Below are 22,458 nucleotides of genomic sequence, written 5' to 3'. Positions count from 1 at the left end.
TCTGGTCGCCCCTCCAATCAAAAAGGCCCTCTCCTGAATTAGGAGAGGGCCTTTTTGCTTTTGGTTGGCGGTATTATAAGCTAACCAAAGCCTGCTCCAGAGCCGTGATTTTCGCTTCGGCGTCGGCTAGTTTCTGGCGCTCGCGCTCCAGCACGTCGGGCTTGGCGTTTTGGGCAAATTTTTCGTTGCCCAGCTTGCGCTGCACCGATTCGCGGAAGCCCTGGGCGTATTCCAGCTCTTTCTCGAGGCGGGTGCGCTCGGCAGCCATATCGATGTGGCCTTCGAGGGGAATGAAGAACTCGCTGCCGCCCTGCACGAAGCTCACCGAAGCGGCGGGCCCGGCATCGGCGAACGTCACTTTCGAGATGCTGCCCAGCTTGCGGATAATGCCGTCGAAATCGGTCAGCAGCGCGGCCTCATCGGTTTTGGCTACCAGGGCTAAGGGCTTGTTGGGACCGATGTTTTTCTGGTTGCGCACAGTGCGAATGCCGGCTACTACGGCCAGAGCTTTGTCCATATCGGCCAGTATGCGCGGCGGCACGGCAGCGGCGCTGGCCTTTGGCCAGGGAGCCACAGTCACGTAGTCGCGGGGGCCGCGCTCGGCCAGCTCGTGCCACAGCTCTTCGGTGATGAAGGGCATGAAGGGGTGCAGCAGCTTGAGCAGCGTTTCGAGGTAAGCCGTGGTGTGGCGCAGCGTTTCCGCGTCGATGGGGTGCTGGTAGGTGGGCTTCACCATCTCCAGGTACAGGGCGCAGAAATCGTCCCATACGAGCTTGTACACCGTCATCAGCGCATCGCTCATCCGGAACTTTTCGAAATGGTCGTCGAGCTCGATGATGGCGGCCTGCAGCTTGGCTTCAAACCACAGCACCGGCTTTTCATTTACGAAGGGCAGCGCCGCATCCACCTCCCAGCCTTTCACCAAGCGGAAGGCGTTCCAGAGCTTGTTGGAGAAGTTGCGGCCCTGCTCCACCAGCTTCATGTCGAAAAGCAAATCGTTGCCGGCAGGGGCCGAAAACAGCATGCCGGTGCGCACGCCATCCGCACCGTACTGAGCAATAAGGTCGAGCGGGTCGGGCGAGTTACCGAGCTGCTTGCTCATTTTACGACCCTGGGCGTCGCGCACAATGCCGGTCAGGTACACGTTTTTGAACGGGATTTCCTTGCGGAATTCCAGCCCGGCCATAATCATGCGGGCCACCCAGAAGAACAGGATGTCCGGCCCGGTCACCAGGTCGTTGGTGGGATAGAAATAGTTGATATCGGCGTTGTCGGGGTCCTTGAACCCGTCGAAAACCGAAATCGGCCACAGCCACGACGAAAACCAGGTATCGAGCACGTCTTCGTCCTGGCGTAAGTCGGCTAGCTGCAGGTCGGCGTTGCCGCTTTGGGCACGGGCTTGTTCCAGGGCAGCCTCGGCCGTCAGGGCCACCACGAAGGTGCCATCGGGCAGGTAGTAGGCCGGAATTTGCTGGCCCCACCACAGCTGGCGCGAGATGCACCAGTCGTGCACGTTTTCCATCCAGGCCCGGTACATGTTCTTGAACTTGGGCGGGTGCAGCTTGATGGTGTCGTTTTCCACCACCTCCAGCGCGGGCTTGGCAAGGTGCTCCATTTTCAGGAACCACTGCAGGCTGAGCTTGGGCTCGATTACGGCCTTGGTGCGCTCCGAAGTCTGCACGATGCTGGCATACTCTTCAATTTTGACGAGTAAGCCGGCTTCCTGCAAATCCTTAGCAATTTGCTTGCGCGCGGCAAACCGGTCCTGGCCCACGTAGAGCACCGCTTTTTCGTTGAGTGTGCCGTTATCGGCCAGAATGTCGATGACGGGCAAGTTGTGCTTCACGCCCAACTCGTAGTCATTCAGGTCGTGGGCGGGCGTCACTTTCAGCGCGCCGGTTCCAAATTCTACTGATACGTACTCGTCGAAAACCACCGGGATTTCGCGGCCCAGTAGCGGAATCGTTACTTTGGCGCCCGCCAAATGGGCGTAGCGCGGGTCAGTGGGGTTCACGGCTACGGCTACGTCGGCCATAATCGTTTCGGGCCGCGACGTGGCCACGGTCAGAAACTGGTCCTCCTGCCCTACCACGGCGTAGTTAAGGTAATACATTTTGGCCTGCACGTCCTTGGCAATCACCTCTTCGTCCGAGATAGCGGTGCGGCCTTCGGGGTCCCAATTCACCATGCGAACGCCGCGGTAAATCAGGCCTTTGTTGTACAAATCGACGAAGACGCGTAGCACCGCCTCGGTCAGCTCGGGCTCCATGGTGAAGCGCGTGCGGTCCCAGTCGCAGGAAGCGCCCAGTTGCTTTAGCTGCTCGAGAATAATGCCGCCGTACTTTTCCTTCCACTCGAATGCGTGGCCCAGGAACTGCTCGCGGGTGAGGTCGCTCTTGGCAATGCCCTGCTCCTTGAGCTGCGCTACCACTTTGGCTTCGGTAGCAATGCTGGCGTGGTCGGTTCCGGGCACCCAGCAGGCCTCCTTGCCCTGCATGCGGGCGCGGCGCACCAACACGTCCTGAATGGTATTGTTCAGCATGTGGCCCATGTGCAGCACCCCAGTCACGTTCGGCGGCGGAATCACAACGGTATATGGGACCTTTTTCGGGTTGGCGGTAGCCTTGAAAAAGCCTTGCTCCTGCCAGCGCTGATACCATTTGGCTTCAACGTCGGTGGGCGAATAGGTGGTGGCGAGGGACATAAAATGGTGCTAGAATCAGAAGCCGCAAAAATAGGCATTAGAAACGCGGGACTCACTCATCAATAAACTGCCTAAGGCAGCTCATCGGCCTTTGACAGCAAGGCCAGCGACACGAAAAAGGCCGCTTCCAGGGAAGCGGCCTTTTTTGGATTTGATTTTCAGAAAGCTACGCGGCGATATGCAGCCATTCCTTCTTTTCGAGAAGCCGCTCGCGGGTTTCGCGCAAGTCCGGGTCGTCCACGCAGCAATCGACGGGGCAAACGGCGGCGCATTGGGGTTCTTCGTGAAAGCCCACGCACTCGGTGCATTTATCGGACACAATGTAGTAGTACTCATCCGATACCGGCGTTTGGGGAGCGGTACCGCTCACCACGCTGCCGTCGGCGGCAGTTACTTCTTTCAGGCTGGTGCCATCGGCCCAGCGCCACTGGGCGCCGCCCTCGTAAATAGCATTGTTGGGGCATTCCGGCTCGCAGGCACCACAGTTGATGCACTCGTCGGTTATCATGATGGCCATGGGGCGTCGGGGGTCAGGTAGTGAGGGGAAACCAAAGGGGAACTTGCCAGCTTTACGTAAAACGCCCGGCCGGCGCCGTTCTTTGGGCTAGCAAAATTAACCAACAACGGTTGGGTTTGCATGGTTTAGCCCAATTTTGCGGGGCATTTGTCCGCTCTGGTCCAAGTATTCTGCTCGGACCCCCTCTTTTCGCTATGAATCACGCCGAACGTTTAGCTGCTTTTGTAGCCTTGGGGCACCGCCTCACGGCCCTTTCCCCCGAAGAAATCACCACGCTGGCCGCGCGCGCCCGCAACCAAAATGCCTGGTTCGACGAGCCCAGCGTGGCGGCCGCCGTGGCCGGCATTGCCCATATGCTAAGCGAAGCGCCCTTGCGCCACTGGGCCAGCCGCTACCCGGCCGAACCCACCACCGTGCACCAAATTGGGGTAGTGATGGCCGGCAACATCCCAATGGTGGGTTTCCATGACCTGCTGTGCGTGCTACTCAGTGGGCACGTGCTGCTGGCCAAGCTCAGCGCCGATGACACCGTGCTGATGACTTGGCTAATCGATGAAATCACGCGACTGGAGCCACGCTTTGCCGCTTTCATCCAGATACTGCCCCGGCTGAATGCAGCCGATGCCTTCATTGCCACCGGCTCGGATAATACGGCCCGGTATTTCGAGTATTATTTTGGCAAGAAGCCCCACCTCATCCGCCGCAACCGCACCAGCGTGGCCGTGCTCACGGGCCAGGAAACCAGCGAAGAACTAGCCAAGCTCGGGCCAGACATTTTCCAGTACTACGGTCTGGGCTGCCGCAATGTGAGCAAGCTATTTGTGCCCACTGACTACAGTTTTGTGCCCCTGCTTGATGCCTTGCAAACCTGCGAAGGCGTACTCAACCACCACAAATACAACAATAATTACGATTACAACAAAAGCATTTTGTTGGTGAACCGGGTGGCGCATTTCGACAACGGTTTTTTGCTGTTGCGGCCCAGCCCCGCATTGGTTTCGCCCATTTCGGTGGTGCACTACGCCGAGTACGCCAGCGAAGTAGACCTGGTGGACCAGCTAACCGACATTGCGGCCCAAACACAATGCGTAGTTTCCGCCGGCGGTCGGTTTGCGGGCAGCCTGCCTTTTGGCCAAGCCCAGTCGCCGGGCGTCGATGAATACGCCGACCGCGTGGACACCATGGAATTCCTGGCCCAGCTGCCTTAGTTTTTTTCCGAAAAACCTAGACTGATGCGGTTGAAATCCCGTTTACACGCAAAATTGAGTTCCACTACTTCCTCATTTTGGCTGTTCAGCTAATCCCGTTTCACCATGTCGTTTATTCCCGCCGCCGCTACTGTCGAAATAGTTGAAAAAGAAGCCCTCGAAAGCCTGCTTTTTTCGCCCGAAGATGTTCTGACCGAAGTAGCTGACCGCCAACGCCGGCGGGCCGATGCCGACCGGGCCGTGACGCTGGGCAACGCCTACCACGGCAAGCTGGACATCTATTTCCAAACGGCCGACGGCGCCACCAAACGCGTGGCCACCACCGTTTGGGCCGCCGATGCCGAACACCTGACGCTGAAATCAGGCGCTATGCTGCCCTTGCGGGCGGTGCTTGGGTTCGACTTCTATTAGCCTGTTGTTGCCCCACCGGCATTAAGTTGATTATTCCAATGAACATCATTTCAACACTCTGGGGGATTGTGGCGCTATTGCTGGCCGTGTTGGCCCTGTTTCCACTTTTGGGGTGGGCCAACTGGTTTATCCTGGTTTTTGCCGTGATTGGGCTGATTATCGGCGCCTTTGGGCAACGCAAAACCGGCATGATGCTCAATGGCATTGCCATCCTCATTGCCTGCGTCCGCCTGTTTATTGGCGGCGGCATCATTTAAGCTCCCCGTTGCAGTAAGCAGCAGTTTAGAGCCGCAAGAGTGTGCGCTCAATCATTGCATCGACCACGGCGCCGGCATTTTCCGCAAACTCGCCCGTGGCTCGGTTGGCAACGATGGCATTGAGGGAAAGCACTTCGTGGCCCAGCAAACGGCCCAGCGAGTAGTAGCCGGCGGTTTCCATCTCAAAATTGCTTAAGCGGAACTCCCCTTCCGCACTTTGGTGCCGGAAGTTTTGCAGCTGCGATATGTAATCCGGTTGGCGCAAATCGAGGCGTAGCACGCGGCCTTGAGGCCCGTAGAAACCGGGACAAGTGAGCGTATTGCCCATCACCATGCCGGCCCCCACCTGCTCGCGTAGCAAATCGGAACCCCGAACCACGTACGGCGCAAACGGAAGGCCGAGCGACTGTTGCAACTCGGTGGCGATTTCGGTTTCGAGGCCGGTTTCTACCAGCGGATAGAACTGCATAAGGCTGTCCAGGCCCACGGCGTGCTCAGTAGCCAGCATGGCGCCAATGGGCACGTCGGCCTGCAAGCTGCCACTGGTACCAAGCCGAATGATGCGCAAGCTCAGCCGTTCCTCTACCGGCCGCACCGTGCGCGACACGAAGTCGATGTTGACCAGCGCGTCTAGCTCGTTCATCACAATGTCGATGTTGTCGGTGCCCATGCCGGTGCTCAGCACCGTGAGGCGCTTCCCACGGTAATACCCCACATGGGTCACAAACTCGCGGTGCGTGGTTTCGAACTCCACCGAATCGAAATGACGGCTCACCTGCGCCACCCGCGCCGGGTCGCCCACGGTGAGAATGGTGTCGGAAATGTGGTCAGGCATCAGGTTGAGGTGGTAGATGCTGCCGTCGGGATTAAGGATGAGCTCAGAGGATGGAATCATTGGAAAGAACTGAAAACCCGGGTTGAAAAAAGCTAAACCCAGGTGGTTACGTTTCACAGTTGGCCCGGAAGGAAGCGGAGGATTTTGCTGCTTCTGCTCCGGCGCTGGCTTATGCCTTATACGAGGCGAGCCCCTGTGCGGGGTTGTAATGGTTGCTGAGTTTGGGGTAGGCGCCGGTGCCGTCGTAGGCGCGCTTATCGGGGTGAGTGGCGCAAGCTTCGGAGCAGGCGCCGTGCAATTGTTCGCCGCAGGCCTCACAGAGCGGCAAGTGGGCGTTGCAATGCGGGTTGGCGCAGTTCACAAGCCGATTGCTGGGCTGCTGGCAGTGGTGGCAGCGCGAAATCACCGTGGGGTTCACGCGGTTCACATCCACGGCCACGCGGTTGTCGAACACGTAGCATTGGCCATCGAAATCCTCGCCGCCGGCTTCGATGCCGTATTTGATGATACCGCCGTGCAACTGGTACACGTTCTCGAAACCTTGCTCAAGGAGAAATGCGCTGGCCTTTTCGCACTTCACGCCGCCAGTGCAATAGGTCAGAATTTTCTTGTCTTTGAACTCCTTCAGGCGCTCCAACCGCTCGGGAAAATCGCGGAAATTCTCCATGTCCAGCGTCACGGCGTTTTTAAAGCGGCCGAGGTTGTACTCGTAATCCGAGCGCACGTCTACCACCACCACGTCGTCGCGGTCTTTCAGGTCCTTGAACTCCTGGGGCGACAAGTGCTGACCGGTTTTTTCGTGCGGCCGCACGTGGCGCAGGCTGCTGTGCACGATTTCGGGCTTTACCCGCACGTGTAGCTTCTGGAACGTGTGCGCCGGAACGTTGTCAATCTTAAACTCCAGCGCAGCAAAACGTGGGTCGGCTTTCACGGCGGCCATGTAGCGGGCGCAGTGTTCGGCCGTGCCCGATACGGTGCCATTCAGTCCTTCGGCGGCCACGATAATGCGCCCGCGCAACTCCAGCTCCAGGCAAAAGCGGTGGTGCTCCTCCCGAAATTGCTCCGGGTTTTCGATGGGCGAATAGCAGTAATAAAGAAGAACCTGATACATGGTTAATTAGGAGTTTTGAATTAGGAGTTTTGAATTACCGGTCCTGAGTAAAACAGCCTGCCGCTGAAAACTCATAACTCCTAATTCGAAACTCATCATTCCCTTCAGACTTTTACCGCAGGATTGCCAAAAACCGTTTGGCCGTTGGCCACATCGGCCACCACCACCGAGCCCGCACCAACCCGGGCCTTGTCGCCAATTTTAACGCCGGCCACCACCACCGCGCCCGCGCCAATGAAGGCCAGTTCGCCTACCTGCACATCGGCCCCGAGCAGGGCACCGCTACCCAGCTGGGCAAAATTGCCAACGGAAGCGCGGGCTTCCACCACGGCATTGGCCCCTACCATGCAGCCATCGCCGAGGGTAGCCGTTGCGGCCACTACCGCATTAGGACCCACGTAGTTGCCATGGCCCAGGGTGGCATGCGGAGCCACGCTGGCGCGCTGATGAATGGCATTGACGGGCACGGCTTCGTATTCCGTGCGCAGCATCTGGGTAAGGCTGCGGCGGCTTGCGGTGTCCTCGGTCGCCACGAATACTTCGCATTTTTTGCCGAGCAGTTTCAGCAGTTCGCCGTCATCGGTATTGCCCATCACGGGCACGTCCAGCAATTCGGTGCCTTGCAGGGCTTTATCGTCGTCGAGCAAACAGTACACCACGATTTCATTCGAAAGAAAAGCATCGAGGACGGCCGTGCCAACGGTTTGGGCACCAAGAATAATGACGGGGTTTTCCATAAAAGGCAGTATCAATTAAACGTTCGCGCCCAGGGCATAATGACCCCACCGGCGGCTGAACGGATGGCAAAGTTACGCCACTGGCAGCGCAAGGCTTATAATCCGGCTGTCGGGGGGCCGCCCAACTCCACGCGGCGCAGCCACGCGGCAGCATAGTCATTCTGAAGCAGCAGGAGCACCAGGAAGGGCATCAGCTCGCTCCGGTAGCGGTTCAACGAGCCCAGATTGGGCGTGGTGAGCCCAATGAGGAAAGCGAGTATCAAACAAAAAATGGCCAGCCCCAAACCCAACTCAAACGGCAGGCAGCCGCCGCGCCCCCGCCCCACGCCGATGACGGCCAGCAGCAGAAGGCCCAGCAAAAGGGCATTTTCAAGACCCGCAACAACGTACATGGGCAGTCGCGATTCGCCCAGCCAGGGGCGGGTCAAGGTATTGGCCACCGCCAGAGGAGCATGAGCCACGAAGCTTTCGATGGTCGGTCGAAGGGCTGGGTACTCGAAATGAGGCTTCCCGGCCGAATGATAGGCCTCGAAAGTGTACACCTTGATAACCTGATTGGTAAACTTGTTGGCGGTGAAACCACGACTAATGAGCGGGGCGAGCCAGACGCCGGTGGCTAGCACTGCTGCTAACACCGCCACCTGCGCCCATCGGGCCTGCACCACATTAATCTGCTTCAAACCAGCAAGTAGCGCCACCGCCGCGAGCACTCCAAGAAGGGGCACGGCAAAGAAATACCGCATCTTGAAATGCACAAATGCTAATACGATGGTGCCCAGCCACCACCTCAACTGCCGCCATATCGGCTTTGCGACGGGGCGGGCCCGGTCATAGAGTTGTTCTACAATGCGGGCCGTCAGCCAGGCGCCACTGCCCAATAGCACGGCTTCTTTGCTGATACCAGTGGACCAAAACCAGACCGAGGGCCACAACAGAAAGGCTACCACCCCGGCACCCGCTGGCGTGCCGGGCAATACCTCCGCCAACTTGCGCACCAGCTGCCAGCACCCCACAAAAGCGAATAAGCTGAGATAGAACCCATTAATGGCGCCAATGCCCAACGACCCAAAGTTCAGCAACGCCAAAAGCTTAATCAGAAACCAGGTATTGGATAAGCCCTGATAAACGGCCTGATAATCCGCGCCAGCTTCGTTTTGAATTCGAATGATGGTAACGGCCTGGGTGAGTGTGTTGAAAGCACTGGCCGGGGCAGCCCATAATTGGGCCGTTACCTGCTGGCTTAGGTTGCTCATGAACGCCGCATCCAACTTTGGCGTCCAGTTCCGTGCTATACCCAAGCCAAGGCGCAGGGCCATCCCTCCTACCAGAGCGAGGCGCCACCACCGCGGCCCTGCCCACCGCCACTGACGCAATAGCCACGGCAGCAGCAAGGCTAATAAGGCCGCGTTCAGCAGAATGGCCAAAAATATCTTCATTACGCCACGCGGGGTTGTTGCACCAAACGGCTGCCAATGGCGCACTGCAGGCAGCGGCGGGGGCCGCAATAGTTTTTGTGCAACGCCAATAAGCCCTGCGAATCGGCTGCGGTGCGATGGGTGAAACCCAATGACTCGTACATGTCCGTAAATTGATTGTGCTCAGCTGGCAATTCGCTTAGTAGCGCTACAATGGTTTCTACCAACGCTGCCTGGCCCACGTGGCGGGCGTAGGCCACCCGCAATGGCACCACCACGTTGGCAGTGAGAAGGTCGGTGCTGCTTTTGCCGAGCGCCGGGACCTTGCCCGGCCGGCCGGGCCGGTAATGCGTGCGCCAATAAGCCGGCACGGGAGCTTGAAAAAACTCACTCAGTGCCCGCACGCTGCCGGCCGTTAGCAACGCCTCAAACAAGGACGGACGCGCGTGCAACAGGCCCGCCAACTGCCCCAGCCGTACGGGCGGGAAATTAGCCGGCCGCAACCGCAGGTAGTTCCACTCGTGCACCTGCAAAGCCGTTGGCTGCAGTTGGTATTTGTGGCTCAGAAACGCATGTTCGCGCTTCAAGTCCTGGATGTACTCATCGCCACTGGTTTCCTCATTATCAGTCAGAAATCCGGCCTGGCCAAAGAGCAAGGCTTCCACCTGACGCTGGTCGTGGCGGTGGCGGCGCAGCACGGCCAGCGGCACGGCCTTGGCCAAACGTGCCAGTGGTTCGCTGTTCTTTTGAAAACCGAAGGCCGCCATTAACGCGTGGTAAGCCGTGGCTTCCCAGTCCTGCCCGAGGTGCTGATGCAGGGCCATTACCGCGTCGGCCTTGCGTTCCACCCGCTCGAGTAGCGCGCGCTCGGTCATCATTGTCTTCGTGATTTCCGGTATCAGATGTAGCAGCGGGGCGCAGGGCAGCGTCGCTGGCCCCGGTGTTTCCACCAAGGCCTGATAACGGCCCAGCAGTTCCGGAAGCAGGCGCGGCTGCAAGGCCAGCGTTGGAATGATGCTGCCGTTGGTGCGCGCCACATCCGCATCGTGACTCCCCACTACGTGTAGTATCACCTGGTCGTATTTGGGGTCGGTTTGGTGATTGTGGCGGGCCCAATCCGAAGCCCGAAGATGAATTTCCACGGCACCGTTCCACTCCACCTCGCCCACCCGCAAGCGCGCGTTCAGAAAATCCGGGCCGGCATCGGCGTTGCGGTAGCCGGGACGCAGAACCTGGATTTCCTCCCCAGCGGCGGTGCGCAAATCCACCTTGTCAAAATACTGGTGTTGCCAGATGTAATGGAGAAAATCCTCGCGCATGGAACAAATGTAAAACGGCCCGCCTCTTTCGAGACCGGCCGTTTAACATTTCAATATTTTTTTCCTAGACTAACGCAAATCCACCACTTTCACGCCCTTGTACTTTGCCTTATCAAAGGCAAACGTACTGGCATCAACAGTCGGATTGGGCTGAAATTTCTTAATGGCAAAGGTGTACTGGTTACCGTTCTTTTTGAACATCTGCCAGCTTTTTACCGAAGCATCCTTCTTGCGGACTTTCAGTCGCACTTTAAACACGTCATTCTGGCGGCTTTCGGGCGATAGTTCAATCACATCAATGGCCTCGCCGGCTTCCTGTACTTGCTGCACGTAGGTGTACTTATACCCCTTTTTGTACATGGTGTAAATCTGCGAGGGCGACATATCTTGGGCTTCCGGGTCGGAATCTGAGATGTTGACCTCGTTTTCATTTTTCAGGTAAGTCCAAGTGGTTTTGCCATCGTTGATGACTTCCTGGCCGCTGATTTTCAAACGAAATTTCTGGCCGCTCACCAAAATATCACCGTTGATGTTTTGCTTCACCTTGGCCGAAGGATTCTCCAGCGTCTGCGTAAAATTAGCCTGGAAGGCCTTCAGCGACTGGTATTTTGCGCTCATCTGGTCAAGAATTTTGCCAGCTTTGGGGTCTTGCTGAGCAGCAGCGGGCAATGCCAGCGTGGCCGCGAACAACAGCAGAGAAAGAGATTTTTTCATTGGTAAGGGAAGAGCTACAAGCGCCGAAGGACGCCCTGATGGCCTGATACGGTTTCTGTTTAACAAACGACCGGCCAAAGTGCTACTGGACGACCAATTAAAACAAAAATAATTGGTTTCCAAGTTTTCACCGACGGTAAGTGCATCCATCGTAGCCAGCCAACTTACTGGCTATGTGGCACTCAAAATTGCCACACCAACTATTTGCTCAGACTATTTAGCAACTGCTCCAGCGCGTATTCGTCTGGAATAAGCACGTCGCGGGCTTTGCTGCCTTCGAATGGCCCCACGATGCCCGCGTGCTGGAGCTGGTCGATGAGGCGGCCGGCGCGGTTGTAGCCCAGCTTGAGCTTGCGCTGGAGCAGGCTGGTGCTGCCCTGCTGGTGCAGTACGATGCAACGGGCTGCATCCTCAAACATGGAGTCGCGCTCCGAGGGGTCCATTTCTTCGTTACCGCCGCCGGCGTCGCCGTCGGCCCCGGCCACTTCGGGTAGCAAATAGGCATCAGAATAGCCTTGCTGGCCGCCGATGAAATCGCAGACGCGGTCCACTTCGGGCGTGTCGATGAAGGCGCACTGCACGCGTATTAGGTCGGAGCCGGCCGAGAACAGCATGTCGCCCTGGCCAATAAGCTGGTCGGCGCCGCCGGTATCCAGAATGGTACGCGAGTCAATCTTGCTGGTCACCTTAAAGGAAATCCGGCAAGGGAAGTTGGCCTTGATGATACCCGTAATTACGTTCACGCTGGGGCGCTGGGTGGCCACAATGAGGTGAATGCCGATGGCGCGGGCCAGTTGGGCGAGGCGTGCGATGGGGGTTTCCACCTCCTTGCCCGCCGTCATCATCAAGTCGGCCAATTCGTCGATGACCAGCACGATGAAGGGCAGGAAGCGGTGGCCTTTCTTTGGGTTGAGGCGGCGCTCGATGAACTTGTGGTTGTATTCCTTGAGGTTGCGGCAGCCGGCTTCTTTCAGCAAATCGTAGCGCCGGTCCATCTCCATGCACAGCGAGTTGAGGGTATTCACCACCTTTTTGGTGTCGGTGATGATGGCCTCATCGGTGTCGGGCAGCTTGGCCAGGTAGTGGCGCTCAATCTTGTTGAAGATGCTCAATTCCACCTTTTTGGGGTCGACCAGCACAAACTTGAGCTGGGCCGGGTGGCGCTTGTAGAGCAGCGAGGCCAGAATCACGTTCAGGCCCACCGACTTGCCCTGGCCCGTGGCGCCGGCCATGAGCAAGTGGGGCATTTTGGCCAAATCGGCCACGAATACCTCGTTTGTAATGGTGCGCCCGAAGGCAATGGGCAAATCCATTTCGCTGCGTGCAAACTTCTCCGAGCCCAGCACCGAGCGGATGCTCACCATCTCCTTTTTCGTGTTCGGCACCTCAATGCCGATGGTGCCCTTACCCGGAATGGGGGCAATAATACGGATACCCAACGCGGCCAAGCTCAACGCAATATCATCCTCCAATGCCTTGATTTTGGAGATGCGCACCCCGGCTTCGGGCACAATTTCATAGAGCGTGACCGTGGGGCCGATGGTGGCCTTGATGCTGGCGATGCTGATGCCGTAGTGGCCCAGCGTTTCCACGATGCGGTCCTTGTTGGCTTCTAGCTCTTCTTTGGTGACCTGGGCCTTGGCCACGCCGTAGTCGTTGAGCAGTTCAAGGGTGGGGAACTGAAAGCGAGAGAGCTCGAGCGTGGGGTCGTAATTGCCGGGGGGCATGGTATCGGCATCCTCGTCCTCGTCGGCCACGGCCGCGATGTCGGCACCGGCATTGGGGTCCAGGTCGTCGCGGCCGGGGGTGGTGATTTCCAGCGAGCGGGGAGCGGGAAGAGAAACCTTGGGGGCCGGAGCCGGGAGGTCGCCATCGGCCAAATCGGCCAGGGAAAGCGGCGTGGGAATCGTCGACAGTGGCACACTTGGCGCAAGGTCGGGGGTGGGCATTTCAATGGAAAAGGCCGGACCAGCGGCCACAAGCGGTGCAACAGCCGCCGCAGTAGCGGCCACGGCAGCCACCTCTGAGCTGGCTACCGACAGCGCCACACCAGCACCAACGCGCGGTGCCGGTTCAAATTCAACTGAAGGCGAGGCGGAAGCAGCTAGCTCATCGGCGTCCAATTGGAGCGCAGCCCGGCCCGTCTTCTCTCCACCCGCGGCACTGGTAGCAGCCGAATTCGCGGCAGATTCCTGTATGGCCGGCTTGGCTTTAACTGGCGCGGCGGCTACTACCGGCGCCGAGGCAGCGGCTTGCTCGGCGGCCAGCTCGGCTTCAATTTCAGCATCTTCCTCGGCATCGTCTTCCACTCCGAGGCGGCGGAAGCTGGCGAGGTTGATGCTGGTGACGTTGAAAAAGAACACCACAAACGAAATCAATACAAAGGTCAGCAGCAGCACCGTGCCCCAGCCAATGAGGCTATCGAGCCAAGATGCGGCCTCGAAACCCACGCCGCCGCACAAAAAGTCGAGCCGGTGCGCCAGAACGGGGTCGGCACCGGGCGTGGCCAGGGTCACGACCACATAGCCCAGCAGCACGCTCAGCCAGGCCATGCTGAACAGGCCCAGCGCCAGCACGTAGCTCACCGAACCGGTTGCGGTTCGGAACACAATCTTGTATCCTAGGAAGAAAACCACCGGAATCAGGGCAAATGCGGCTACGCCAAATAGCTTGTAGATAAACAGTTCGGCGGCCCAGGCGCCAAGCAGGCCCAGCCAATTGCCCGATTCCTGGCCGGCTTCTTTGAGCGGTGTGTTGCCCAGGCCAGCCACCACGCTCTGGTCGGCGTGGCCGGTAAAGAGGAACGACGTGAAAGCAATGGTCAGGTACAAGCTGGCGAGCAGCAAGCCAAACCCAATGAACAAATGAAAACGCCGGTCGCGCAAAATGGCCAGCAGGTTGCTCAGGCCGGGCAGCGGGCCACGCGGGGCACGGGGCGGCTTAGGCGCGGCCGCAACCCGGGCGGCTTTGGGCACATTGGCAGCGGCGGGGCGGGGCTCCGGGCGCACGGGAGCCGGCTCGGGACGGGGGCTAGCGGGGCGCGGCTCGTTTTGCCGGGGCTGACGGGCGTCGGCGGGGCGGTTGGCAGAAGGGCCAGCAGGGGTATTTTTATAACGATTATCTGCCATTCGGAGGAAGCATAAAGGCCAAATTTACGCAATGCAGGGTTGCAAATGGCCCGTTGGCTAGAAAATGAGCAGCGTTATTCTTTGCCCCTCGGCTTCCCTCCTCCCCCAACCCGTATTAGCTGCGCGGATGAAACTCAGTGATGACCTGGCGCAAATAATCCCGGTCCAGGTGGGTATAGATTTCGGTGGTGGTAATGCTGGCATGGCCCAGCATTTCCTGCACGGCGCGCAGGTCGGCGCCGCCCTCGATGAGGTGCGTGGCGAAGGAATGGCGCAACGTGTGCGGGCTGATGGTCTTGCGCAGGCCAGCTTGCTCGGCCAGTTTTTTGAGGGTGGTGAAGACGGTGATGCGGGAAATAGGCCGGCCGCGCTGACTGAGAAACACCACGTCTTCGGCGCCGCTCTTGATGTCGAGGTGGCCCCGCACACCGCTGAGGTAAAAGTTCAGGTGCTTCAGGGCTTCGCGGCCAATGGGCACCAGCCGCTCCTTGTTGCCTTTGCCCACTACTTTCACAAAACCCTGCTCGGCATACATATTCGACAACCGCAGGTCGCACAACTCGCTCACCCGCAGGCCAGAAGAATACATAACTTCGAGCAGGGCGCGGGCCCGCAGGCCGTCGTCGGTGCTAAGGTCGATGGCGGCCAGTAGTTCCTCGATTTCGGGATAGCTGAGGGTGTCGGGCAAGTGGCGGCCGGTTTTGGGCGCTTCCAGGGTGTCGGTGGGGTCCAGCTTCAGCAGGTCTTCCATTATCAGGAAGCTGAAGAAGGCTTTGAGCCCCGACAGCGTCCGCGCCTGCGACGTGGCGCTGAGCCCGAGGCCTTGCAGCGTGGCCAGAAACTCGCGTAGCAACGCCGTGGTCACCTGCAGGGGACCGGCGTGCATCTTTTCCATTACCAGAAACTGCTGGAGCTTGGTGACGTCGCGCACGTACGCCTCCACCGAATTTGGGGAGAGCGACTTTTCGAGCCGGAGGTAGCCCTGAAATTGCTGGATAGCCTGGGGCCAGGTCATCATTGGAAAGGACAGAAGGCGGTGGAGAGTCAGGGCGAAGCAACCGTAAAATTGCCGGGGGCAAGTCTAGCTTGCAGCTTCAAAGGTCGAAGAAAAGGAATCAGAAACGGCCGTACCCGGGCCCTGACCGGCAGCAAGCCTTTGAAAACTGGTCCCCGACAACTGTTAACTGCACAATGAACATCCTCATAATCAACGGCCCCAACCTGAATTTGCTTGGCCGGCGCGAACCCGGAATCTATGGCACCCGCTCGTTCGAGGATTTTTTCCCGGAGTTAGAAGCCGCATTTTCGCACCTCACCCTCACCTACTTTCAGTCGAACCACGAGGGCGAATTGCTCGACAAGTTGCACGAAGTTGGCTTCACACACCACGGCATTGTGCTCAACGCGGGGGCTTATACCCACACCAGCATTGCCCTGGCCGATGCCGTGGCCGCCATAGCCACGCCCGTAGTGGAGGTGCACCTGAGCAACCTGGCGGCGCGCGAGGAATTCCGCCAGAAGAGCCTGCTCGGGCGTCATTGTGCGGGCAGCATCAGCGGGTTTGGGCTGGAAAGTTACCGGCTGGCCGTGCAGTGGTTTCATAATCAGCAGCCCAAACGCGCCGGGTTTCGAGTGTGAGCCGACGGCGAGCAGGATTTTAACAAGGCCCGGGTTTTAGCAGGGCCGGTCTTCGGTTGGCGACGATTTGAAGCCGAACTTTGCGCAGGTGGCCCGTTCTTCTGCCACTCAATCCGTTCTGGGCGCCCCGCCCCAGCGCCGCAGCCAATACATCAGGCGATGTTTTCGTTGTGGCCCAGGTCTGTAAACCGGCCCCAGAATTTCCTCCACTCGAAAATCCGTTCAATCCGTGGTTCCGTTCTTCACCTTCAACCCCGGGCCTTCGGCCGTATATCCTGCCGTCCGCCAGTACCTCACCGATGCTTTCGACGACGGCTGGCTCTCGGCCCCGCACCGCAGCGAAAAAGTAACCAGCCTGGTGCGGCAGACCGTGGCCGACCTCAAGACCAAGCTCAACATTCCGCAGGATTACACCGTGCTCTTCACCGGCTCGGCCACCGAATGCTGGGAAATCCTGGCCCAAAGCCTCACGCCCCGCCGCAGCTTCCACTTATACAACGGCGACTTCGGCGAGAAGTGGCTAAAATATGCCAAAGCCCTGCGGCCCGCCAGCACCGGCATTGCTTTCGACGTTGATGAGGTGCCCGACATCGCGGCCCTCCCCTTTTCGGGCGAAGACACCGACCTGGTGTGCATCACCCAGAACGAAACCAGCACCGCCACCCAACTGCGCGAAGGCTTTATTCTGAGCCTGTACAACCGCCTCGGCGGGGCCCTGCTGGCCGTGGATGCCACCAGCAGCCTGGGGGGCCTCAACCTCAAGTACATCAAGGCTGACGTTTGGTTTGCCTCGGTGCAGAAGTGTTTTGGCCTGCCCGCCGGGCTGGGCGTGCTGGTGCTCTCGCCGCGGGCGGTGGCCCAGGCCCGCCTCGTGAACGACAGGGCGCACTACAACGCCCTGCCCGCCATGCTGAGCCAGATGCTCAACTTCCAGACCAACTACACGCCCAACGTGCTGGGCATCTACCTGCTCAGCCGGGTTTTGGCCGACCGGGAGCCCATCAAAGCCATGCACCAACACCTGGCAGACCGCGCCCAAAAGCTCTATGACTTTTTTGAGCAAGCCACGCCCCTGCAACCGCTCATCACCAACCCCGAAACGCGCTCGACCACGGTTATTGGCTTAAAAGGCGACGCAGCCACCATCGAAGAAATCAAGCGAAAGGCGCTGGAAGTGGGCCTGCACCTCGGCAGCGGCTACGGGCCGTTGAAAAACACCACCGTGCGCATAGCCAACTTCCCTGCGGTGCCAGATGCGGCCTTCGAAGCCCTGGTGCAATTTTTTGCCAAAGAATTTCCTGGCTAAATATGGAATTTGAACGTCATGCTGAGCTTGTCGAAGCATCTCTCCCGCTCAACTAATCCCCCTTGATTGGTTTACTGCTGCGGGAGACATGCTACGACAAGCTCAGCATGGCGTTTTGGGTCTAAAATATGGCCGTTACACTAAAATCATGATTCATCTATTCACCGACGGGTCGGCCCGCGGCAACCCCGGGCCGGGCGGCTACGGGGCAATTTTGCGCTACGGCCCCCACGAAAAGGAGCTGACCCAGGGCTTCCGGCTTACCACCAACAACCGCATGGAACTGCTGGCCGTCATTGTGGGCCTCGAAGCCGTGAACCGGCCCGAACTGCCCATCCGCGTCGTGTCCGACTCGAAATACGTGGTGGATGCCGTGGAAAAGAAGTGGGTTTTTGGTTGGGAAAAGAAGCCGGATTTTGGCAAAAAAGCCAATGAGGACCTGTGGCGGCGCTTTCTAAAAATATACCGTCAGCGCAAAGTCAGCTTTCACTGGATTAAAGGCCACGCCGGCCACGCCGAAAACGAGCGCTGCGATGTGCTGGCCGTGCAAAGCGCCCTGGGCAAAGGCCTGCTGATTGACGAAGGCTACGAAGCCTTGGTCAAAACGCCGCTCCTCTAGCCGCCCCATGCCCAACGACTACTTCCAGTTCCAGCAGTTCCGGATTGAGCAAGGCCACTGCGCCATGAAGGTGAGCACCGATGCCTGCCTGTTGGGAGCAGCCGTGGACCTCACAGGCGCCACTCGCCTGCTGGATGTGGGCACCGGCACCGGCCTACTGGCTCTGATGGCTGCGCAGCGCCATTCCACAGTCGCGATAGAAGCAGTGGAAATTGACGTGGCCGCCGCGGCCCAGGCAGCCGCCAATGTTGCCGGTAGTCCGTGGGCTTCCCGCATTCGGGTGCGGGGCCAAAGCCTAGCCGCACTTGCGGCCGCCGCCCCGGCACCATTTAGCCACATCGTCTGCAATCCACCCTTTTTCCGGCAGTCGCTGGCTTCGGCCGATGCAGCCCGCAACACGGCCCGGCACGTAAGTTCGGCGTCGCTGTCCTTTGAGGAGTTGGCGGGATTTGCCCACCAGTTCCTGCTTCCCCACGGTGCGTTAACCGTGTTGCTCCCACCGCCAGAGATGGCCATTTTTGAAAAGTCCGCCGCTACGGCGGGACTACAGTTGGCTACGCGCCTACTGGTGCGGCACCGACCAGGCAGCCGCGTCACGCGTACCATCGGCCGCTTCCAGCGGAGTGCCGCGGCGGCGGTAGAAACCGAATTGTTTATTCACCTGGGCGCTGGCTCCGAGTATTCAGCAGATTTTCAAAAGCTACTGGCGGGGTTTTACCTGGCACTGTGAATATCAGCCATTCAGGCGCATTGCCGGCGGCATCACACCAAAGAATCGAGTAGCCCCAGCTTTTCGCGGTGCAAACTATCGAGCAGGTCCTGTTCCAGGCTTCCGAATTCGGCTCGCGAATAGTGGCGCTGCACAAGGCCGCCCACCAGCACGGTCACCTCATCCGCCGTCTCGGTGAGGGCCCCCAGAATGTGGGACGTGAGCAGGATGCCGGTGCCCCGGTCGCGCAGCCGCCGCAGTATCTCTTTAAGCAGCAGATTGGCTTCCAGGTCCAGCCCATTGAAAGGCTCGTCCAGAATCAGGTAGTTGAAATCCTGCACCAACAGCGCTAGTAGGGCCAGCTTTTTGAGCATGCCGGCGGAGTATTCGTCGGCGTATTGGTCGAGGGGCAATTCGAGCAAGCGGTTCCAGCCAGCAAACTCTCTTAGCGGCCGCCCACGGGCTTGCAGGCAAAATTCCAGGTATTCGCGTCCGGTCAGGCGCGGGTAAAAAAACGGCTCGTAGGGCAGCAAGCCCGTTTGCTTGCGCAAGGCCGGGCCCGTGGTGGCCCGCACTACCCCGGAGAAGTCCGTTTCCAGCCCATACAAGCAATGGAGCAGCGTTGTTTTGCCAGCCCCATTGGCTCCCACCAGGCCGTGAATGGTGCCGGGACGCAGCGTCAGGCTCACGTCGTGCAGCACCACGTGGGCGCCAAAAGCTTTGTGCAGGTTTCTGATTTCGAGCATGGAAAAAAAGCTGCTTATTAAGTTTTTTATGACGCCACGGCAAGCCAGCCTTACCGACCATCCGGCCCCAGCACGGCCCGCAGCCGGCGCTGGCTTTGCCAGATAAGCCCCCCCACCGCCGCTAGCAGCAGCGCCGGATACACGGGGTTGCCGGGCAGGGCCACGGCGATGCCCACCACCAGCGCCTGGGTAATGCGCAGTTGCATGGCATTGGGGTAGAAAGCATATTTGGCCAGTATCACCAGCCCCAGCAACCCCAGCCAAACCACGCCAACGGCTACTGCCCCTGCCACCCCGGCCGGTCCTGTGGCCAGCACCCCTAAGAAGGGCGCGGCCGTGAGCAGGCCAAACCCTAGCCCCAGCAGCAACCGACGCAGCAAAAACCGGCGGGCGGTGCGCGCCGCCAGCACCAGCATTGTCAGGGGCTCGGGCACGCCGTAGCAGGCCAGCAGCACCAGGAGCCAGCAAGCCAGCGCAGCGATGGGCGCCAGCGGCGCGGTGTGCTGCCATACGGCCCCGGCCAAAAGCGGTAGCCACACCCAGCCCGCTCCCCGCATGCCACTCACCCACTCAAATGCCTCGCTACGGAAGAAGCTACGGCTTCTCATGCGCGTGCTGCGGGCTTCGCGCATGGCCGGCACCGCCGCCGCCAGCGGCGTCAGTAGCAGCGTTAGCCCGGCCGCGCCCCAATCTTTAAAGGCCAGCAACATCAAGGCCACCGGCAAGGCCCACAGCAGGTATTCCACCGCCAGCCAACGCCGAAATGCCGGCGCGCTGATTGCTAGGAAACGCAGGTCGGCGCGCTGGCGATGGGCAGCCGCCAAGAGCGCCGCTACACCCACGGGCACCGCCCACTGCACCACTGGGCTGCTTGCTGCCATTACCAGCGCCCGGCCAACGGCTACCAGCAGCACGGGCAGCAGAAGAGCCAGCCGCACCCAGCCAACTTCGCGCAGCTGCCGAATTACGAGATGGCGGCGCAGACGCAGGTAGGCTTGAAGTGCTTGCATGGAGAAAGCTGAACGGCCCGGAGCCACCCGATATTGTCGGTTGGGTCAGGCAGCCTTTTCCTCTTCCAGGAATACGATACCGTAATCAGCGGCCAACTCGTTCAGAATCGGCTCATACAGGGCAGCATCTACGGGCAGCAGCACGCCGCGCTGCTGTACTTCGCCCCGGGCGAGCCGGCGCACGGCCATCCCGAGCGGCAACCCCACGGTTTTGGCCATGCCGGTGTGCGTGGCGTCATCGCCCACTACAGTCAGCGACGAAGTCAGGCGGTGGCTGGCCCCACCCAGTTCAAACTCGAAAAGGTGCTGCATCACAATCAGGTCGTGGTCGTGGGGTTGCAACTGCCATTTTTCGCTGAGCAAGCGCTCCAGCAACTGCGCGGGCGTGGCATTGGCGTGGCCCACGGGGCGGGCCGAAAACAAGCCCAGCCAGTTTATGCGGCCCATCTCCGCCCCGGTTGGGTCCAAGCCAAGGTAGTGAGCCAGCCGCACCGATAAGTCCAGGCTCGGCGCGAGTGAAATCGGCAAGTAAGCTTCCACCAGCTCGGCCCAGGTCATAGTTTCCGAGTTGCCCAGATTTACGGAGTCATCGGTTAGCCCGAGGCGCACCAGGGCGTGCCAAGCGGCGCAGTAGCCCGGCCGCCGCAGGGTGCCGCGCAAAATGGTGGGAATCTCATCGAGGCCATACGGCGCGCGGTAGCTAAGCGAGTCGCGGTTGGCATAGCCCTCAAAATCGCCGTAGCCGGGCAAGGTCAGTGTTTCGGTACGCGCAAACAACTGCTGGTACGGAATAAAGCGCGGGTGGCCGTTTTCCAGGTATTTCGCCGTGCTTTGGCCCGCCAGCACAACATTGCGCGGGTTCCAGGTGAACTTGTATTTCCACGGATTATCGCCCTCGGCTGCGGGGGCCAGCAGCCCACCGCAGTACGACTTGAAAGAAGTAAGCCGGCCGCCCCGCGCCCGGATGTGCTCAATAGCCCGCATGGCCGACATATGGTCGAGGCCGGGGTCGAGGCCACACTCCATGAGTAGGGTCACGCCGGCTGCCCGGGCGTCGTCGTGCAGGGCAGCAATTTCCGGGCTCACGTAGCTGGCCGTGGCCAGGTGCCGGCCGTGCCGCACGCACACCCGCGCCACCACGGGGTGCAGCATAGCGGGGAGCATGGAAATTACGACGTCAGCTTCGGTCACCAGTTGCTCAAGCAGCGTTTCGTTTTCGAGGTCAAACGGCACCGCCCGGGCGTATTCCGAATGCGCGGCCAACACCGGTGCAAGATGCGCGGCATTGGCATCGGCCACGGTCATAAACCAATTTTCGGCCGGCGCGTGGCGCAGCAGGTATTGAATGAGGGACGAGGCCGAGCGCCCTGCGCCGAGCAATAGTAAGCGGGAAGTCATGCGGCAAAAGTAGGAAGCGCCGCGTACGCTGGCGGCAATCCAACTTTTGTCGCGTTGGGGCAGCGGTTACCGTTCTGCTTCCTGATTCCTCATTACGCGTAAGGTCTTATCTTCGCCGCCCCTTATCCGTACGACATGGCCCGCATTCCTCGCCAGCAACTCATTTCTTTTGAAGAACTGGACACTGCCGCTGACCTTTCTCCCGCCGAGCAAGCGACCTGGCAGGCCGCCCGCGATGCCACCGCGAATGCATACGCCCCCTATTCCGGGTTTCAGGTGGGCGCGGCCCTGCTGCTGGCCGATGGGACCATTTTCCGGGGCACCAACCAGGAAAACGCGGCGTATCCATCGGGCCTCTGCGCCGAGCGCACGGCCCTATTTGGCTTGGCCGCCAGCCAGCCGGGGCACGCCCCTATTGTGGGAATGGCCGTTGCCGCCCGCCCCATTGTTGGCGACTTTGGCCCGGCTCTCCCCTGCGGCGCCTGCCGCCAGGTGATGCTGGAGTATGAATCCCGCCAAGGTCAGGCCATCCCGCTTTTGCTTCCCAGCCGTGAAGGCACTATCCTACGCTTTGCTTCCCTGGCCGCGTTGCTGCCCTTTAACTTTTCTCCCGACGACTTACCAGCCAACTGAATCCAGCGGGTAATTCGTCCTTTTTTCATCGACTTCGGCGTAA

The 22,458-nt window shown here is 59.6% G+C and carries 21 protein-coding genes; 8 read left to right on the top strand and 13 right to left on the bottom strand.

Annotated features, from left to right (window positions below; genetic code table 11):
* Positions 1–73 precede the first annotated feature (73 nt).
* Positions 74–2,704 carry a valine--tRNA ligase gene (locus tag I2I05_RS09150; RefSeq protein ID WP_196281923.1) on the bottom strand — a complete coding sequence of 877 codons (2,631 nt, stop codon included), beginning with the start codon at positions 2,702–2,704 and terminating at the stop codon, positions 74–76.
* Between the two features lie 166 nt (positions 2,705–2,870).
* On the bottom strand, positions 2,871–3,221 hold the full coding sequence (locus I2I05_RS09145; RefSeq protein WP_196281922.1) for a 4Fe-4S dicluster domain-containing protein: 351 nt from the start codon (positions 3,219–3,221) through the stop codon (positions 2,871–2,873).
* 194 nt (positions 3,222–3,415) lie between these two features.
* On the opposite strand from I2I05_RS09145, the gene I2I05_RS09140 reads away from it, so the two are divergent.
* From I2I05_RS09140 to I2I05_RS09130, 3 genes are all read left to right on the top strand, one after another.
* The gene (locus I2I05_RS09140; protein ID WP_196281921.1) at positions 3,416–4,429 is read left to right on the top strand and encodes an acyl-CoA reductase; all 1,014 of its coding nucleotides are present in this window, start codon (positions 3,416–3,418) and stop codon (positions 4,427–4,429) included.
* Between the two features lie 105 nt (positions 4,430–4,534).
* Positions 4,535–4,840 carry a hypothetical protein gene (locus I2I05_RS09135; RefSeq protein ID WP_196281920.1) on the top strand — a complete coding sequence of 102 codons (306 nt, stop codon included), beginning with the start codon at positions 4,535–4,537 and terminating at the stop codon, positions 4,838–4,840.
* A 38-nt stretch (positions 4,841–4,878) separates the two neighbouring features.
* On the top strand, positions 4,879–5,097 hold the full coding sequence (locus tag I2I05_RS09130) for a hypothetical protein (protein WP_230688234.1): 219 nt from the start codon (positions 4,879–4,881) through the stop codon (positions 5,095–5,097).
* A gap of 25 nt (positions 5,098–5,122) precedes the next feature.
* Here the strand turns inward: I2I05_RS09130 and I2I05_RS09125 are convergent, their stop codons facing one another.
* The 8 genes from I2I05_RS09125 to xerD all read right to left on the bottom strand — a co-directional run bounded on the left by I2I05_RS09125 (position 5,123) and on the right by xerD (position 15,371).
* Positions 5,123–5,992, bottom strand: a complete 870-nt coding sequence (locus tag I2I05_RS09125; protein ID WP_196281919.1) for a nucleoside phosphorylase — start codon at positions 5,990–5,992, stop codon at positions 5,123–5,125.
* Positions 5,993–6,101: 109 nt separating this feature from the next.
* Positions 6,102–7,043 carry an oxygen-dependent tRNA uridine(34) hydroxylase TrhO gene (trhO, locus tag I2I05_RS09120; protein ID WP_196281918.1) on the bottom strand — a complete coding sequence of 314 codons (942 nt, stop codon included), beginning with the start codon at positions 7,041–7,043 and terminating at the stop codon, positions 6,102–6,104.
* Positions 7,044–7,147: 104 nt separating this feature from the next.
* On the bottom strand, positions 7,148–7,780 hold the full coding sequence (locus tag I2I05_RS09115; protein ID WP_196281917.1) for a NeuD/PglB/VioB family sugar acetyltransferase: 633 nt from the start codon (positions 7,778–7,780) through the stop codon (positions 7,148–7,150).
* A gap of 95 nt (positions 7,781–7,875) precedes the next feature.
* Positions 7,876–9,216, bottom strand: coding sequence for a hypothetical protein (locus tag I2I05_RS09110; RefSeq protein WP_196281916.1), 1,341 nt, complete (start codon positions 9,214–9,216; stop codon positions 7,876–7,878).
* The gene (locus I2I05_RS09105) at positions 9,216–10,514 is read right to left on the bottom strand and encodes a DUF2851 family protein (RefSeq protein ID WP_196281915.1); all 1,299 of its coding nucleotides are present in this window, start codon (positions 10,512–10,514) and stop codon (positions 9,216–9,218) included. Before I2I05_RS09105 ends, I2I05_RS09110 begins: the two co-directional genes overlap by 1 nt.
* Before the next feature lie 69 nt (positions 10,515–10,583).
* Positions 10,584–11,228 (bottom strand): LolA family protein, encoded by a 645-nt coding sequence (locus tag I2I05_RS09100; protein ID WP_196281914.1) that lies wholly within the window; start codon positions 11,226–11,228, stop codon positions 10,584–10,586.
* Positions 11,229–11,428: 200 nt separating this feature from the next.
* Positions 11,429–14,356 carry an FtsK/SpoIIIE family DNA translocase gene (locus I2I05_RS21860; RefSeq protein ID WP_230688233.1) on the bottom strand — a complete coding sequence of 976 codons (2,928 nt, stop codon included), beginning with the start codon at positions 14,354–14,356 and terminating at the stop codon, positions 11,429–11,431.
* 115 nt (positions 14,357–14,471) lie between these two features.
* The gene (gene xerD, locus I2I05_RS09085; protein WP_196282038.1) at positions 14,472–15,371 is read right to left on the bottom strand and encodes a site-specific tyrosine recombinase XerD; all 900 of its coding nucleotides are present in this window, start codon (positions 15,369–15,371) and stop codon (positions 14,472–14,474) included.
* A 176-nt stretch (positions 15,372–15,547) separates the two neighbouring features.
* On the opposite strand from xerD, the gene aroQ reads away from it, so the two are divergent.
* The 4 genes from aroQ (at position 15,548) to I2I05_RS09065 (ending at position 18,649) form a co-directional block, all read left to right on the top strand.
* Positions 15,548–15,994 carry a type II 3-dehydroquinate dehydratase gene (gene aroQ / locus I2I05_RS09080; protein WP_196281913.1) on the top strand — a complete coding sequence of 149 codons (447 nt, stop codon included), beginning with the start codon at positions 15,548–15,550 and terminating at the stop codon, positions 15,992–15,994.
* 229 nt (positions 15,995–16,223) lie between these two features.
* Entirely contained in the window at positions 16,224–17,300 is a 1,077-nt protein-coding gene (locus I2I05_RS09075) for an aminotransferase class V-fold PLP-dependent enzyme (RefSeq protein WP_196281912.1), read from the top strand.
* A gap of 148 nt (positions 17,301–17,448) precedes the next feature.
* Entirely contained in the window at positions 17,449–17,919 is a 471-nt protein-coding gene (rnhA, locus tag I2I05_RS09070) for a ribonuclease HI (protein ID WP_196281911.1), read from the top strand.
* Positions 17,920–17,926: 7 nt separating this feature from the next.
* A complete protein-coding gene (locus I2I05_RS09065) occupies positions 17,927–18,649 on the top strand; it encodes a tRNA1(Val) (adenine(37)-N6)-methyltransferase (RefSeq protein ID WP_196281910.1) in 723 nt (240 codons plus the stop codon).
* 32 nt (positions 18,650–18,681) lie between these two features.
* On the opposite strand, the gene I2I05_RS09060 is transcribed toward I2I05_RS09065, so the two are convergent.
* From I2I05_RS09060 to I2I05_RS09050, 3 genes are read right to left on the bottom strand one after another with little or no spacing between them, the layout of a single operon-like run.
* Entirely contained in the window at positions 18,682–19,374 is a 693-nt protein-coding gene (locus tag I2I05_RS09060; RefSeq protein ID WP_196281909.1) for an ABC transporter ATP-binding protein, read from the bottom strand.
* Positions 19,375–19,424: 50 nt separating this feature from the next.
* A complete protein-coding gene (locus I2I05_RS09055; protein WP_196281908.1) occupies positions 19,425–20,384 on the bottom strand; it encodes a hypothetical protein in 960 nt (319 codons plus the stop codon).
* 45 nt (positions 20,385–20,429) lie between these two features.
* Positions 20,430–21,782 (bottom strand): saccharopine dehydrogenase C-terminal domain-containing protein, encoded by a 1,353-nt coding sequence (locus tag I2I05_RS09050; RefSeq protein WP_196281907.1) that lies wholly within the window; start codon positions 21,780–21,782, stop codon positions 20,430–20,432.
* Positions 21,783–21,917: 135 nt separating this feature from the next.
* Here I2I05_RS09050 and cdd point away from each other — a divergent pair, with 135 nt between their 5' ends.
* Positions 21,918–22,415: a cytidine deaminase gene (gene cdd, locus I2I05_RS09045; RefSeq protein WP_196281906.1), complete on the top strand. Its 498-nt coding sequence runs from the start codon at positions 21,918–21,920 to the stop codon at positions 22,413–22,415.
* Positions 22,416–22,458 lie beyond the last annotated feature (43 nt).

The organism is Hymenobacter jeongseonensis (assembly GCF_015694725.1).
Lineage (GTDB): Bacteria > Bacteroidota > Bacteroidia > Cytophagales > Hymenobacteraceae > Hymenobacter > Hymenobacter jeongseonensis.
The sequence above is the reverse complement of the archived record's forward strand: the minus strand, read 5'-3'. Positions and strand labels throughout refer to the sequence as shown.

Coding starts and splice junctions, on each gene's coding strand:
- I2I05_RS09150 (WP_196281923.1), bottom strand. CDS start 2,704: ATGTCCCTCGCCACCACCTATTCGCCCACCGACGTTGAAGCCAAATGG.
- I2I05_RS09145 (WP_196281922.1), bottom strand. CDS start 3,221: ATGGCCATCATGATAACCGACGAGTGCATCAACTGTGGTGCCTGCGAG.
- I2I05_RS09140 (WP_196281921.1), top strand. CDS start 3,416: ATGAATCACGCCGAACGTTTAGCTGCTTTTGTAGCCTTGGGGCACCGC.
- I2I05_RS09135 (WP_196281920.1), top strand. CDS start 4,535: ATGTCGTTTATTCCCGCCGCCGCTACTGTCGAAATAGTTGAAAAAGAA.
- I2I05_RS09130 (WP_230688234.1), top strand. CDS start 4,879: ATGAACATCATTTCAACACTCTGGGGGATTGTGGCGCTATTGCTGGCC.
- I2I05_RS09125 (WP_196281919.1), bottom strand. CDS start 5,992: ATGATTCCATCCTCTGAGCTCATCCTTAATCCCGACGGCAGCATCTAC.
- trhO (WP_196281918.1), bottom strand. CDS start 7,043: ATGTATCAGGTTCTTCTTTATTACTGCTATTCGCCCATCGAAAACCCG.
- I2I05_RS09115 (WP_196281917.1), bottom strand. CDS start 7,780: ATGGAAAACCCCGTCATTATTCTTGGTGCCCAAACCGTTGGCACGGCC.
- I2I05_RS09110 (WP_196281916.1), bottom strand. CDS start 9,216: ATGAAGATATTTTTGGCCATTCTGCTGAACGCGGCCTTATTAGCCTTG.
- I2I05_RS09105 (WP_196281915.1), bottom strand. CDS start 10,514: ATGCGCGAGGATTTTCTCCATTACATCTGGCAACACCAGTATTTTGAC.
- I2I05_RS09100 (WP_196281914.1), bottom strand. CDS start 11,228: ATGAAAAAATCTCTTTCTCTGCTGTTGTTCGCGGCCACGCTGGCATTG.
- I2I05_RS21860 (WP_230688233.1), bottom strand. CDS start 14,356: ATGGCAGATAATCGTTATAAAAATACCCCTGCTGGCCCTTCTGCCAAC.
- xerD (WP_196282038.1), bottom strand. CDS start 15,371: ATGACCTGGCCCCAGGCTATCCAGCAATTTCAGGGCTACCTCCGGCTC.
- aroQ (WP_196281913.1), top strand. CDS start 15,548: ATGAACATCCTCATAATCAACGGCCCCAACCTGAATTTGCTTGGCCGG.
- rnhA (WP_196281911.1), top strand. CDS start 17,449: ATGATTCATCTATTCACCGACGGGTCGGCCCGCGGCAACCCCGGGCCG.
- I2I05_RS09065 (WP_196281910.1), top strand. CDS start 17,927: ATGCCCAACGACTACTTCCAGTTCCAGCAGTTCCGGATTGAGCAAGGC.
- I2I05_RS09060 (WP_196281909.1), bottom strand. CDS start 19,374: ATGCTCGAAATCAGAAACCTGCACAAAGCTTTTGGCGCCCACGTGGTG.
- I2I05_RS09055 (WP_196281908.1), bottom strand. CDS start 20,384: ATGCAAGCACTTCAAGCCTACCTGCGTCTGCGCCGCCATCTCGTAATT.
- I2I05_RS09050 (WP_196281907.1), bottom strand. CDS start 21,782: ATGACTTCCCGCTTACTATTGCTCGGCGCAGGGCGCTCGGCCTCGTCC.
- cdd (WP_196281906.1), top strand. CDS start 21,918: ATGGCCCGCATTCCTCGCCAGCAACTCATTTCTTTTGAAGAACTGGAC.